At 63.7% G+C, this 12,365-nt stretch carries 14 protein-coding genes; 3 read left to right on the top strand and 11 right to left on the bottom strand.

Annotation, left to right across the window (positions count from 1 at the left end; all coding sequences use genetic code 11):
- Positions 1-109: 109 nt before the first annotated feature.
- Positions 110-436 (top strand): thioredoxin family protein, encoded by a 327-nt coding sequence (locus BW992_RS04135; RefSeq protein WP_072431712.1) that lies wholly within the window; start codon positions 110-112, stop codon positions 434-436.
- A 50-nt stretch (positions 437-486) separates the two neighbouring features.
- Here the strand turns inward: BW992_RS04135 and BW992_RS04130 are convergent, their stop codons facing one another.
- On the bottom strand, positions 487-1,752 hold the full coding sequence (locus tag BW992_RS04130) for an Hsp70 family protein (RefSeq protein WP_076405652.1): 1,266 nt from the start codon (positions 1,750-1,752) through the stop codon (positions 487-489).
- Positions 1,753-2,094: 342 nt separating this feature from the next.
- Between BW992_RS04130 and BW992_RS04125 the strand changes: the two genes are divergently transcribed.
- Both BW992_RS04125 and BW992_RS04120 read left to right on the top strand, forming a co-directional pair.
- The gene (locus BW992_RS04125; RefSeq protein ID WP_072397865.1) at positions 2,095-3,033 is read left to right on the top strand and encodes a DnaJ C-terminal domain-containing protein; all 939 of its coding nucleotides are present in this window, start codon (positions 2,095-2,097) and stop codon (positions 3,031-3,033) included.
- Between the two features lie 55 nt (positions 3,034-3,088).
- Complete coding sequence (locus BW992_RS04120) at positions 3,089-3,388, top strand: chaperone modulator CbpM (protein WP_072397864.1); 300 nt, start codon at positions 3,089-3,091, stop codon at positions 3,386-3,388.
- A 272-nt stretch (positions 3,389-3,660) separates the two neighbouring features.
- Here BW992_RS04120 and ureC read toward each other — a convergent pair whose 3' ends face one another.
- From ureC to urtB, 10 genes are all read right to left on the bottom strand, one after another.
- Entirely contained in the window at positions 3,661-5,361 is a 1,701-nt protein-coding gene (gene ureC / locus BW992_RS04115; RefSeq protein WP_072397908.1) for an urease subunit alpha, read from the bottom strand.
- A 140-nt stretch (positions 5,362-5,501) separates the two neighbouring features.
- Complete coding sequence (locus tag BW992_RS04110) at positions 5,502-5,807, bottom strand: urease subunit beta (protein ID WP_072397863.1); 306 nt, start codon at positions 5,805-5,807, stop codon at positions 5,502-5,504.
- On the bottom strand, positions 5,804-6,337 hold the full coding sequence (locus BW992_RS04105; RefSeq protein WP_072431714.1) for a GNAT family N-acetyltransferase: 534 nt from the start codon (positions 6,335-6,337) through the stop codon (positions 5,804-5,806). The genes BW992_RS04110 and BW992_RS04105 overlap by 4 nt, the downstream gene beginning before the upstream one ends.
- A gap of 7 nt (positions 6,338-6,344) precedes the next feature.
- Positions 6,345-6,875, bottom strand: coding sequence for a GNAT family N-acetyltransferase (locus tag BW992_RS04100; protein ID WP_072397861.1), 531 nt, complete (start codon positions 6,873-6,875; stop codon positions 6,345-6,347).
- A gap of 9 nt (positions 6,876-6,884) precedes the next feature.
- Positions 6,885-7,187, bottom strand: coding sequence for an urease subunit gamma (ureA, locus tag BW992_RS04095; protein ID WP_003197350.1), 303 nt, complete (start codon positions 7,185-7,187; stop codon positions 6,885-6,887).
- Positions 7,188-7,273: 86 nt separating this feature from the next.
- Complete coding sequence (locus tag BW992_RS04090) at positions 7,274-8,125, bottom strand: urease accessory protein UreD (protein ID WP_072431715.1); 852 nt, start codon at positions 8,123-8,125, stop codon at positions 7,274-7,276.
- A 30-nt stretch (positions 8,126-8,155) separates the two neighbouring features.
- The gene (gene urtE / locus BW992_RS04085; RefSeq protein ID WP_072397859.1) at positions 8,156-8,854 is read right to left on the bottom strand and encodes an urea ABC transporter ATP-binding subunit UrtE; all 699 of its coding nucleotides are present in this window, start codon (positions 8,852-8,854) and stop codon (positions 8,156-8,158) included.
- A 45-nt stretch (positions 8,855-8,899) separates the two neighbouring features.
- On the bottom strand, positions 8,900-9,769 hold the full coding sequence (gene urtD / locus BW992_RS04080) for an urea ABC transporter ATP-binding protein UrtD (RefSeq protein ID WP_072431716.1): 870 nt from the start codon (positions 9,767-9,769) through the stop codon (positions 8,900-8,902).
- The gene (gene urtC, locus BW992_RS04075) at positions 9,766-10,845 is read right to left on the bottom strand and encodes an urea ABC transporter permease subunit UrtC (RefSeq protein WP_072397857.1); all 1,080 of its coding nucleotides are present in this window, start codon (positions 10,843-10,845) and stop codon (positions 9,766-9,768) included. The genes urtD and urtC overlap by 4 nt, the downstream gene beginning before the upstream one ends.
- The gene (gene urtB, locus BW992_RS04070; protein ID WP_072397856.1) at positions 10,845-12,347 is read right to left on the bottom strand and encodes an urea ABC transporter permease subunit UrtB; all 1,503 of its coding nucleotides are present in this window, start codon (positions 12,345-12,347) and stop codon (positions 10,845-10,847) included. The genes urtC and urtB overlap by 1 nt, the downstream gene beginning before the upstream one ends.
- Between the last annotated feature and the right edge of the window lie 18 nt (positions 12,348-12,365).

Genomic DNA, 12,365 nt, shown 5'->3' with positions numbered 1-12,365 from the left:
TGTCCGTTCATCCGCACTGTTATTTCCGACAGTAGATGGCGGACATCGGGATTGCTTAGCTCCTTGAGCGAAGAATCCGCTTCGCAGCGAGCCCCATGGGAGCTGCATCATGACTTTGAAAACTGTCACCACGACCAATTTCGAAGAACTGGTCCTCAAATCAACGCTGCCGGTGATCGTGCTGTTTGGCACGAAGGGCAAGAAAAGCTCCGATAACATGACCGCCAGCCTGGAAGAGGCAGCCAGCTCAAACGCCGGCCGTATTACCTTTCTCGAGAAAGCTTTCGAGAAGGAAGGCAGCATCGAAAAAGACCCGGACTACGATGTCCAGTCCGCGCCCACCACGCTTTTCTTCAAGGGCGGCGAGTTGCAACGCACGGTTGTCGGTTTTTATAAATACGAAGGTGTCTTCAAGACCTGGGTCGAAGAACTCTGAACATGAGGGCGAGGAGTCGCCTCGTGCAGGTCACGAGGCGACTCCGGGTGTCAGCCATAGCGCTTCATCGCCTCGATCGCCAACCCGCTGCCGATGCTGCCGAAGATGTTGCCTTCCACATGCCGCGCCTTGGGCAGCATGGCCGAGACGCTGTTGCGCAGCGCCGGGATGCCGCTGGAACCACCGGTGAAGAACACCGTGTCGACCTGATCGACGCCGACGTCGGCATCGCCCAGCAATTGCGTGACGCTGGTGCGCACCCGCTCCAGCAACCCGTCGATGGCCGACTCGAACAGGGCCCGGCTCAAGTCCACGCTCAGGCCCGGCTCGATCCGATCCAGCGCCACATGCCGATGGTCGGCCTGGGTCAGCTGGATCTTGGTTTCTTCCACTTCCATTGCCAGCCAATGCCCGGCGCGCTGTTCGATCAGCTTGAACAGCCGGTCGATGCCACCGGTGTCCTCGATGTCGTAGCGCATGCTGCCCAGGGCCAGGGTGGACTTCTGCGAATACACCGCGTTGATGGTGTGCCAGGTCGCCAGGTTCATGTGGTGACTGGTGGGCATGTAGGCGCCGCTTTTCATCCGGCTGCCATAGCCGAACAGTGGCATCAGGCCGGCCAGGGAGAGCTGCTTGTCGAAGTCGGTCCCGCCGATGTGCACGCCGCCGGTGGCGAGGATGTCGGCATGACGGTTGTCGTGGGTGCGGCGCTCCGGTGACAGTCGCACGAGAGAGAAGTCCGAGGTACCGCCGCCAATGTCGACGATCAGCACCAGCTCTTCTCTCTCGATGGTCGATTCATAATCGAACGCCGCCGCAATGGGCTCGTACTGGAACGAGACCTCCTTGAAACCGATGGCTCGGGCCACGTCTGCCAGGGTGTTTTGCGCTTCCTGGTCGGCCAGTTCGTCGTCATCGACGAAAAACACCGGACGTCCCAGCACGACTTCTTCGAACTCGCGGCCGGCAGTGGCTTCGGCGCGTTTCTTCAACTGGCCGATGTACAGCCCCAGCAGGTCCTTGAATGGCATTGCCGTGCCCAGCACGCTGGTATCGTGCTTGATCAGCTTGGAACCCAGCAGGCTCTTGAGCGAGCGCATCAGGCGGCCTTCGTAGCCTTCCAGGTATTCGTGCAGGGCCAGGCGGCCGTAGACCGGGCGGCGCTCCTCCTGATTGAAAAAAACCACCGAAGGCAGGGTGATCTTGTCGTCCTCCAGCGCGATCAGCGTTTCCATGCCGGGGCGCAGCCAGCCGACGGTGGAGTTGGACGTGCCGAAGTCGATGCCGCAGGCACGGGCCGAGGATGCGTTTTTCATGTCTTCCAGGTTCCGGTTGAAAAAACGGCCGCGCAGTGTATGCCAGTACGCAGCGGATTCGAAGGCCGGCTATCCGGCAGGCATGAAAAGAATCGCAGGATGTACATAGTGCGCTGAAAAAACGGCCTGTGCGCCAGTCCAGCCTTGAAAGGGCCGGTTTTATCCCCAATCTTGTATGCATCAACGGGTGGTCACAGGGCGAGCGCAAGAATCGCCACCGACTGCCGATAAACTTCTGATACGCCGCCCGGTCACAACCTTGAGGTTGGTCAACCCGCTGTCCGCTCATCCGGGCATGCTGTGCGTGGCGGTGCGACGTCGATAACGGATGGTGATGCTTCGATGGACTTCAAAGACTACTACAAGATTCTGGGTGTCGAGCCGACGGCTGACGACAGCACGATCAAGGCTGCCTACCGCAAGCTGGCGCGCAAATACCACCCGGATGTCAGCAAGGAAAAAGACGCCGAGACCAAGTTCAAGGACGTCTCCGAGGCCTATGAAGCGCTGAAAAGCGCCGACAAGCGCGCCGAGTACGATGACCTGCGGCGCTACGGTCAGCACGGTCAACCGTTCCAGGGGCCGCCGGGCTGGCAGAGCCGTGGCGGTTTTGGCGGCCAGGACACCGGGGACTTCTCGGACTTCTTCAGTTCGATCTTCGGAAATCGCGGATCAGGTTTCGGTGGCGGGCAATCGGGTCGCAGCGCCGGCCGTCGGGGGCAGGACGTGGAACTGGAATTACCGATCTTCCTGGAAGAGACCCTGTCCAACGAATCGAAGAAGATCAGTTACCAGGTGCCGCAGCACAACGCCGCAGGCCAGCACGTGAGCAACACCACCAAGAGCCTGAACGTGAAGATCCCTCTGGGGGTGACCGACGGCGAGCGCATCCGCCTCAAGGGCCAGGGCGCGCCAGGCATCGGTGGCGGCGCCAATGGCGACCTGTACCTGACCATTCGCTTCGCCCCGCACCCCAAGTTCGATGTCGAAGGCCAGGACCTGATCATCACCTTGCCCCTGGCGCCCTGGGAATTGGCCCTGGGCACCGAAGTGGCTGTCCCGACCCTCACCGGCAAGATCAACCTCAAAGTGCCGGCCGGCAGCCAGAACGGCCAGCGCATGCGCGCCAAGGGGCACGGCTTGCGCAACAAGGCGGGCGAACGGGGTTACCTGTTCGTGCAACTCAAGGCCGTGATGCCCAAGGCCAACGACGAGTCGGTCAAGGCATTGTGGGCGGAGCTGGCGAAGAAAGCTGCGTTCGATCCACGGGCGAATTTCTGACGGCCCAGGTCATCACACCGCTGCTGCACGGTTAGAGCATTGGGAGAAGCAGACCATGAACAACCCGATCATTGAACTGAACCTGAAGGAATTCTGCGAGGCCGCCGCGCTGGCGGATGTCCATGTGATAGAAATCGTCGCCCATGGCATTCTCGAACCCCACGGCAAGGCCCCATCCGACTGGCGTTTCACCGACTACGAACTGGTCCTGGCGCGCCGCGCCGCCAAGTTGCGGCGTGAATTGGAACTGGAATGGGACGGCGTCGCCCTGGCGCTGGACCTGCTGGAGGAAGTGCAGCAACTGCGCAGCGAAAACCGCATGCTCAAGCAGCGGTTGGGGCGGCTGGTGGAGTGACGCAGCCCTTGAGCTAAATGCAGGCCCTGTGGCGAGGGGAAACGTCGCACCGCCCCGCTGGGCTGCGCATCAGCCCCAGAGAAGGGTTGGACGCAATCGGCCTGACACACCGAGGTGCTGAGTCTTGGGCTGCTGCGCAGCCCAGCGGGGCGACGTTTCGCTAAATCCCCTCGCCACAGACTCTACCGCCTCACCACAGGTTGGATTCCTTCACCCCCGGATCGCCCAATTGCTCCCTACCAAATGTGTAGTCGGCCAGTGTCAGTCGACCATCAAAACAGAAAATAGCGCTGCGCCATCGGCAGCACCTCAGCCGGTTCGCACCACAGCAACACCCCGTCGGCCTTGACCTGGTAAGTCTGTGGATCGACGTCGATGCTCGGCAGGTAGTCGTTGTGGATCAGGTCGGTCTTCTGCACGTCGCGGCAACCTTTGACCACGGCGATTCTTTTCTTCAGCCCCAGTTGTTCCGGCAACCCGGCCTCGGCAGCGGCCTGGCTGATGAAGGTCAGGCTGGTGGCGTGACGCGAGCCGCCAAAGCTTGCGAACATCGGTCGGTAGTGCACCGGTTGCGGCGTCGGAATCGAGGCGTTGGCGTCGCCCATCAGGCTGGCGGCAATCGCGCCGCCCTTGAGGATCAGCGTCGGCTTGACGCCGAAGAACGCCGGGCGCCACAGCACCAGGTCGGCCCACTTGCCCACTTCGATGGAGCCCACCTCATGGCTGATGCCATGGGTGATCGCCGGATTGATGGTGTACTTGGCTATGTAGCGCTTGATGCGGAAGTTGTCGTTGCCCTCGCCATCCCCAGGCAGGGCGCCGCGTTGCTTCTTCATCTTGTCGGCGGTCTGCCAGGTACGCGTGATGACTTCGCCGACGCGGCCCATGGCCTGGCTGTCGGAGCTGATCATCGAGAACGCGCCCAGGTCATGGAGAATGTCCTCGGCGGCGATGGTCTCGCGGCGGATGCGGCTCTCGGCGAAGGCCACGTCCTCGGCGATGCTCGGGTCCAGGTGATGACAGACCATCAACATGTCCAGGTGTTCGTCGATGGTATTGCGGGTGAACGGCCGGGTCGGGTTGGTGGAACTGGGCAATACGTTGGGGAAACCGCAGGCCCTGATGATGTCCGGCGCATGCCCGCCACCGGCACCTTCGGTGTGGTAGGTGTGGATGGTGCGGCCCTTGAACGCGGCGAGGGTGGTTTCCACGAAGCCCGACTCGTTGAGGGTGTCGGTGTGGATCGCCACCTGCACATCGTATTGGTCGGCCACGCTCAGGCAGTTGTCGATGGCCGCGGGCGTGGTGCCCCAGTCTTCGTGCAGCTTCAGGCCGATGGCCCCGGCCTTGACCTGCTCGATCAACGGCTCCGGCAGGCTGGCGTTGCCCTTGCCGGTCAGGCCGATGTTCATCGCGAATGCATCCGCTGCCTGGAGCATGCGCGCCAGGTGCCACGGGCCGGAGGTGCAAGTGGTGGCGTTGGTTCCGGTGGCCGGGCCCGTGCCGCCGCCGATCATGGTGGTGACGCCGCTCATCAGGGCTTCTTCGATCTGCTGCGGGCAGATGAAGTGAATATGGGTGTCGATGCCGCCGGCCGTGAGGATCATGCCCTCGCCGGCGATCACTTCGGTGCTGGCGCCGATGGCGATGGTCACGTCGGGCTGGATGTCCGGGTTGCCGGCCTTGCCGATGGCGGCGATGCGGCCGTCCTTGAGGCCCACATCGGCCTTGACGATCCCCCAGTGGTCGATGATCAGTGCGTTGGTGATCAGCGTGTCGACCACTTCGGCGGCCAGCAGTTGACCCTGGCCCATGCCGTCGCGGATCACCTTGCCGCCGCCGAATTTCACTTCTTCGCCATAGGTGGTGAAGTCTTTCTCCACTTCGATCCACAACTCGGTGTCGGCCAGGCGGACCTTGTCGCCGACAGTGGGGCCGAACATGTCGGCATAGGCTTGTCTCGAAATCTTCATGTGCTTGCCTTGGAATTCGATTGGATGTTGAAACCGTTCGCTGCGCTCACTCATCGCGAGCAAGCTCGCTGCCACATTTGATCGCGTTCCCCTGTGGGAGCGAGCCCGCTCGCGATGAGGCGGGTGCAGGCACCCATGACTTACAGGTCGCCCATGACCCGCCCGGCAAACCCGAACACCCGGCGATGCCCGGCCAGGTCCACCAACTCCACTTCCCGGCTCTGACCCGGCTCGAAGCGCACGGCGGTGCCGGCGGGGATGTTCAGGCGCATGCCGCGACTGGCGGCGCGGTCGAAGCTCAAGGCATCGTTGGTCTCGAAAAAGTGAAAGTGCGAGCCGACCTGGATCGGCCGGTCGCCCTGGTTGGCGACGGTGAGCGTCAAGGTGCGGCGACCGGCGTTGAGTTCGATGTCGCCGGGCTGGACCTGGTATTGGCCTGGAATCATTGCGGTTGCCCCAAAGTCTTGTAGTAGATGGCGGTCGGGCTGTAGGTGCCGTCCGGGCTCTGGCAGTAGTCGGGCAGTTCGCCGACGCGGGTGTAGCCCATGGCGCGGTAGAACGCTTCGGCCTCGGAGCCGGCCTCGGTGTCGAGGTACAACAGGCCGCGCTTGTGCTGGCGAGCGCCGAGTTCCAGGGCGCTCATCAATTGCTGGCCCAGGCCCCGGCGCCGGGCATCGCCGCGCACCAGCAACTTCTGCACTTCGGCACGGTTGAGGCCGTTGGGCTTCTGGCACAGGGCAAGCTGGACACTGGCCTGGACCTGTTCATCCTTGACCACCACCCACAGCAGCAGGTGGCCCTGGTTGAGGCTGGCCTGGACCTCGTCGAAATAGGCGCGGGCCTGGGTCGCATCGAGGTCGGCCATGAACCCCACGCTGGCGCCGTTTTCGACGGCGTCGAGCAACAGGTCGATCAGGCCCTGGCGGTAATGCGCAAAGCTTTCAGCGTGGACTCGACGCAACTGGGCGGGATTCATCGGCTTTTCACTCCTTGTGCAAGGCTGGCGCTGGCGCACCGGGGTTGAGGATCAACTGCATGAAGGTCAGGTCGAGCCAGCGACCGAACTTGACGCCCACCTGGGGCATCTGTCCGGTGACGACGAACCCGGCCCGCTCATGCAGGCGGATCGAGGCCGCGTTGCCGCTTTCGATAGCCGCGACCATGACATGCTTGCCGCAGGCCCTGGCACGTTCGATCAGCGCCGCCATCAGCCGTGGGCCGAGGCCATGGCCGCGTTGGTCGCTGCGCACGTACACCGAATGCTCCACGGTGTGCCGGAAGCCGTCGAAGGGACGCCAGTCACCGAACGAAGCGTAGCCGAGCACATGCCCTTGGCCTTCGATCACCAGGACCGGATATCCCTGGGCCTGCCGGCCGTCGAGCCAGGCCTGGCGGTTGTCCAGGTCCACGGCCTGTTCGTTCCAGATGGCCGTGGTGTTGAGCACCGCGTCGTTGTAGATGTCGCGCAAGGCCGGCAGGTCTGCGGGGCGAGCGTCGCGAATCTGGTAGGTCATGAGGTGGCCTCAGGCGATGGGCTGGTGGACGGTGACCAGCTTGGTGCCGTCGGGAAACGTCGCCTCGACCTGGATTTCAGGGATCATTTCCGGGATGCCTTCCATCACTTGCTCGCGGCTCAGCAGGGTGGTGCCGTAGTGCATCAGTTCAGCCACCGTCTGGCCGTCCCGGGCGCCTTCGAGCAGGGCCGCGGAAATGTAGGCCATGGCCTCCGGATAGTTGAGCTTCAGACCACGGGCCAACCGTCGTTCGGCGACGAGGCCGGCGGTGAAGATCAGCAGCTTGTCTTTTTCGCGTGGGGTCAGGTCCATGTGCAATCCATAAGGGCAGATAAATAGTTTGCGCTGTAAACACGCCCCCTGTGGGAGCGAGCAAGCTCGCTCCCACAGAAAGCAGATCAAGTGCTCCAGATTCTCGGTGGTACGGCCTCTCTTCCGAGCAATGCGGGCCTGAGCAAGCGCCATAATTCAATCAACCATCCCCGCGCCAGCAGCGCCTCGCTCGCCAGGCAGCGGGCCACGACCAGGCCCGGCAGCTGGGTCAGGTCGCCGCGCACCGCTTGGCCCAGGGATCGGCATCGCTCCAGCAGCTGGCTGTCGATCTCGCCGGTCACCAGCATCGTGGCAAACACCGGGTCGCCACCCAGCCCGATGGGCGAATCCAGCAGCCCGTCACCGCCCGTGATGCGCTGGCGCTCATGCCACAGCAACTGGCCGTTGCGGCGAATGTCCAGTCGCGATTGAAAGTGTCCCAGGTCGAACCGCTCGCCGCTGGCCGGTCGGCCGAGGGCGACCATGTCCCAGTAGAACAGGCGTGCGTCGCCCTGCAGATCGATACGCGTGCTGAGTTCGGCCTGGGCCGCGCTGAAGACGATGGTTTCCTGGGGCAACCATTCCAGTGTCGCGCCGGCCGCCACGCTCAGGTTCAGTTGCTGATAGGCGGGCCCCGCTGCGCGGTACCACTTGGCCGCGCCCGGGCTGGTCAGTTGCGTCCAGGCGCCAGGGCCGACGTGGGCCGATATGTCCAGCCGGTCACCGCCGGCAATCCCGCCGGGCGGGTGGACGATGATGTGCTGGCACACCTCGGGACCTTCGGCGTACAAGTGCTTCTGCACCCGCAGCGGGCCTTTGTGACGGCGCTGTACCGGGCGTGTGCACTCACCGAATCGGGCGTAGCCCAATTCCAGCTCGGCGTGCCAGCTGGGAGTGAACAGGGCCGGAGGCGCCAATGAACAGACAGGTAGATTCATGATTTCTGATTATCGTCAGGACGCTACAGACTAGATCGTAACCAGCCCGCGCACACCCTCGGCTTCCATATTTTCTCCGCGCCCCTGCTGCACGATCTCGCCCCGGGACATCACCAGGTATTGATCGGCCAGTTCGGCGGCGAAGTCGTAGAACTGCTCCACCAACAGAATCGCCATGTCACCCCGGGCCGCCAGTTTCTTGATCACCGCCCCGATTTCCTTGATCACCGACGGCTGGATGCCTTCGGTGGGTTCGTCGAGGATCAGCAGCCGCGGGCGACTGGCCAGGGCCCGGCCGATGGCAAGCTGTTGTTGCTGCCCACCGGAGAGGTCGCCGCCGCGGCGCTGTTTCATCTGCAGCAACACCGGGAACAGTTCATAGATGAACGCCGGTACCTCCCGGGCTTCGGACCCCGGAAAGCGCGACAGGCCCATCAGCAGGTTTTCTTCCACGGTCAACCGTCCGAAGATTTCCCGGCCCTGGGGCACATAGGCGATGCCCGCGTGGACCCGCTGGTGCGGCTTGAACGCTGTGATGGCCTTGCCTTCCCAATTCACCGCGCCTTCCCTGGCTGGCAACAGGCCCATCAGACATTTGAGCAGCGTGGTCTTGCCCACGCCGTTGCGCCCCAGCAGGCAGGTCACCTCGCCCACCTTGGCGTCGAACGACAGGCCTCGCAGGATGTGGCTACCGCCGTAGTACTGGTGCAGCTTGTCGACTTGCAGCATGTTCCAGATTCTCCTGAAGTTCCCTGTGGGAGCAGCATTTGCCGCTCAGCGACCGAGATACACCTCGATCACCCGTTCGTTGTCCTGTACCTGCGCCAGTGACCCTTCGGCCAGTACGCTGCCCTGGTGCAGCACGGTGACGTGGTCGGCGATGGTGCCGACGAAGCCCATGTCGTGTTCCACCACCATCAGCGAATGCTTGCCCGCCAGGGTCTTGAACAGTTCGGCGGTGAAGTCGGTTTCGGCGTCGGTCATGCCCGCCACCGGCTCGTCGAGCAGCAGCAATTGCGGGTCCTGTACCAGCAGCATGCCGATCTCCAGGAACTGCTTCTGCCCGTGGGACAACAACCCTGCCGCGCGGTTGACCGACGGCGTGAGGCGGATGGTCTCCAGCACTTCGTCGATGCGGTCGCGCTGCTCGCCGGTGAGTCTGGCCCGCAGGCTGGCCCAGACCGATTTGTCGGCCTTCAATGCCAGCTCCAGGTTTTCGAACACGCTCAGGGCCTCGAATACCGTGGGCTTCTGGAACTTGCGACCGATACCGGCCTGGGCAATCTGCACCTCGCTCATGCTGGTCAGGTCCAGGGTCTCGCCGAACCAGGCCTTGCCATGGCTGGGGCGGGTCTTGCCGGTGATCACGTCCATCAAGGTGGTCTTGCCCGCGCCGTTGGGGCCGATGATGCAGCGCAGCTCGCCGACGCCGATGTACAGGTTCAGGTCGTTCAGGGCCTTGAAGCCGTCGAAGCTGACGCTGATGTCTTCCAGGGTCAGGATGGTGCCATGGCGGGTGTTCAGGCCGACGCCCGCCGCCTGGCCGAGGCCGATGGCGTCGCGGCTGCTACCGGCGTCCTTGTTGGGCTCCGTGGGGAAGAAAGCAGGTTCGAGCATGAATTCGACACTCGCTGTGATTCTCATTGTTCAGCCCTTTTCTTCAGCAGGCCGATCACGCCCCTGGGCAGGTACAGGGTCACGACGATGAACAGCGCACCGAGGAAAAACAGCCAGTATTCCGGGAAGGCCACGGTGAACCAGCTCTTCATGCCGTTGACCACGCCGGCGCCCAGCAGGGGGCCGATCAACGTGCCGCGCCCGCCGAGTGCCACCCACACGGCGGCCTCGATGGAATTGGTCGGCGACATTTCGCTGGGGTTGATGATGCCTACCTGGGGCACATACAGCGCGCCGGCCAGGCCGCACAGGATGGCGCTCAATACCCAGACGAAGAGCTTGAAGCCCCGTGGATCGTAGCCGCAGAACATCAGGCGGTTTTCCGCGTCCCGCAGGGCGGTCAGTACCCGGCCGAACTTGCTGCGGGCCAGTCGCCAGCCGATGAACAGGCTGGCCACCAGCAACAGCACGGTGAGCAGGAACAGTACGGCGCGGGTGCCGGGTTCGGTGATGCCGAAGCCCAGGATCGAGCGGAAATTGGTGAAGCCGTTGTTGCCACCGAAACCGGTTTCGTTGCGAAAGAACAGCAGCATCCCGGCGAATGTCAGGGCCTGGGTCATGATCGAGAAATACACGCCCTTGATCCGCGAGCGAAAGGCGAAGAACCCGAAAACCAGCGCCAGCAGCCCCGGCGCCAGCACCACCAGGCACAGGGCCCAGAGGAAGCTGTCGGTGCCGGTCCAGTACCAGGGCAGTTCGCTCCACGACAGGAAGGTCATGAAGGCCGGCAAGCCATCCCCGGCGGCCTGGCGCATCAGGTACATGCCCATGGCGTAGCCGCCCAGGGCGAAGAACAGGCCGTGGCCCAGGGACAACAACCCGGCGTAGCCCCAGACCAGGTCCAGCGCCAGGGCGACGATGGCATAGCAGAGGATCTTGCCCACCAGTGTCAGGGTATAGGCCGACACGTGCAGTGTGTTGTCCGGTGGCAGCAGCGACAGCAGCGGCAGGCTCAGCAACAGTGCCAGGATCACCGCGCCAACGATGAAGGTGGTTTTGGGACCGGCCTTTTGCGCGGCCGTGAGCATCAGGGGCTGGTTCATCAGTCGATTACCCGTCCTTTGAGGGCGAAGAGGCCTTGCGGACGCTTCTGGATGAACAGAATGATCAGCGCGAGGATCAGGATCTTGCCGAGCACCGCGCCGATCTGCGGCTCGAGAATCTTGTTGGCGATGCCCAGGCCGAACGCGGCGGACACGCTGCCGGCCAACTGGCCGACGCCGCCCAGGACCACCACCAGGAACGAGTCGATGATGTAGCTCTGGCCCAGGTCCGGGCCGACGTTGCCGATCTGGCTCAGGGCCACGCCACCGAGCCCGGCAATGCCCGAGCCGAGGCCGAAGGCGAGCATGTCCACGCGACCGGTGGGCACGCCGCAGCAGGCGGCCATGTTGCGGTTCTGGGTGACGGCGCGCACGTTCAGGCCCAGGCGGGTCTTGTTCAGCAACAGCCAGGTCAACACCACCACGAACAGCGCGAAGGCGATGATCACGATACGGTTGTACGGCAGCACCAGGTTCGGCAATACCTGGATCCCACCCGACAGCCAGGCCGGGTTGGCGACCTCGACGTTCTGCGCGCCGAACACCAGGCGCACCAGCTGGATCAGCATCAGGCTGATGCCCCAGGTGGCGAGCAGGGTTTCCAGCGGGCGCCCGTAGAGGTGACGGATCACCGTGCGCTCCAGGGCCATGCCGATGGCGGCGGTGATGAAGAACGCCACTGGCAGGGCGATCAGCGGATAGAACTCGATGGCACCCGGCGCGAAGCGCTGGAACAGCATCTGCACGACATACGTGGAGTAGGCCCCCAGCATGAGCATCTCGCCGTGGGCCATGTTGATCACACCCAGCAGGCCGAAGGTGATCGCCAGGCCCAGCGCCGCCAGCAGCAGGATCGAACCCAGGGACATGCCGCTGAAGGCCTGGCCCAGCAGTTCGCCCACCAGGAGCTTGCGCTTGACCTGGCCGAGGCTGGTTTCGGCGGCGGTGCGCACGCCGGCATCGGTTTCGACGCCGGGTTCGAGCAGGCCTTCCAGGCGTGTGCGAGCCAGTGGGTCGCCGGTTTCACCCAGCAGCCGGACGGCGTTCAGGCGCACGCTCGGGTTGCTGTCCACCAGTTGCAGGTTCGCCAGGGCCAGGCTCAGGGCGGCGTGCACATCTTCGTCCTGTTCGCCGGCCAGTTGCCGGTCGAGGAATGCCAGTTGCGCCGGGCGGGCGCTTTTTTGCAATTGCTGCGCGGCGCCCAGGCGTACGCGGGCATCCGCGGCGAGCAGTTGATGGCTGGCCAGGGCGGTTTCCACCAGCCCTCGCAAGCGGTTGTTCAGGCGCAGGGTCTTCGGCTGGCCATCGATGGTCAGTTGGCCCTGCTGCAAGGCGTCGATCAGTTCGACACGCTCGGGCTCAGGTTGCGCGGCCCAGGTTTCAAGCAACCTGGCCTGCTGGGTCGGGTTGGCGGCGACGAAGTCTTCGGCGTCACCGGCGTGGGCCTCCAGTGGCAGCAGTAGCACCAGGGCGAGAATGAGGCGGTAAAGGGCAGTGGGCATATGCTAGGCCTTGCGCAG

The organism is Pseudomonas sp. 7SR1 (genome assembly GCF_900156465.1).
Lineage (GTDB): Bacteria > Pseudomonadota > Gammaproteobacteria > Pseudomonadales > Pseudomonadaceae > Aquipseudomonas.
The sequence above is the reverse complement of the archived record's forward strand: the minus strand, read 5'-3'. Positions and strand labels throughout refer to the sequence as shown.

Excerpts from the sequence above, each read along its gene's own strand:
- BW992_RS04135 (WP_072431712.1), top strand. The coding sequence starts at position 110 with ATGACTTTGAAAACTGTCACCACGACCAATTTCGAAGAACTGGTCCTC.
- BW992_RS04130 (WP_076405652.1), bottom strand. The coding sequence starts at position 1,752 with ATGAAAAACGCATCCTCGGCCCGTGCCTGCGGCATCGACTTCGGCACG.
- BW992_RS04125 (WP_072397865.1), top strand. The coding sequence starts at position 2,095 with ATGGACTTCAAAGACTACTACAAGATTCTGGGTGTCGAGCCGACGGCT.
- BW992_RS04120 (WP_072397864.1), top strand. The coding sequence starts at position 3,089 with ATGAACAACCCGATCATTGAACTGAACCTGAAGGAATTCTGCGAGGCC.
- ureC (WP_072397908.1), bottom strand. The coding sequence starts at position 5,361 with ATGAAGATTTCGAGACAAGCCTATGCCGACATGTTCGGCCCCACTGTC.
- BW992_RS04110 (WP_072397863.1), bottom strand. The coding sequence starts at position 5,807 with ATGATTCCAGGCCAATACCAGGTCCAGCCCGGCGACATCGAACTCAAC.
- BW992_RS04105 (WP_072431714.1), bottom strand. The coding sequence starts at position 6,337 with ATGAATCCCGCCCAGTTGCGTCGAGTCCACGCTGAAAGCTTTGCGCAT.
- BW992_RS04100 (WP_072397861.1), bottom strand. The coding sequence starts at position 6,875 with ATGACCTACCAGATTCGCGACGCTCGCCCCGCAGACCTGCCGGCCTTG.
- ureA (WP_003197350.1), bottom strand. The coding sequence starts at position 7,187 with ATGGACCTGACCCCACGCGAAAAAGACAAGCTGCTGATCTTCACCGCC.
- BW992_RS04090 (WP_072431715.1), bottom strand. The coding sequence starts at position 8,125 with ATGAATCTACCTGTCTGTTCATTGGCGCCTCCGGCCCTGTTCACTCCC.
- urtE (WP_072397859.1), bottom strand. The coding sequence starts at position 8,854 with ATGCTGCAAGTCGACAAGCTGCACCAGTACTACGGCGGTAGCCACATC.
- urtD (WP_072431716.1), bottom strand. The coding sequence starts at position 9,769 with ATGAGAATCACAGCGAGTGTCGAATTCATGCTCGAACCTGCTTTCTTC.
- urtC (WP_072397857.1), bottom strand. The coding sequence starts at position 10,845 with ATGAACCAGCCCCTGATGCTCACGGCCGCGCAAAAGGCCGGTCCCAAA.
- urtB (WP_072397856.1), bottom strand. The coding sequence starts at position 12,347 with ATGCCCACTGCCCTTTACCGCCTCATTCTCGCCCTGGTGCTACTGCTG.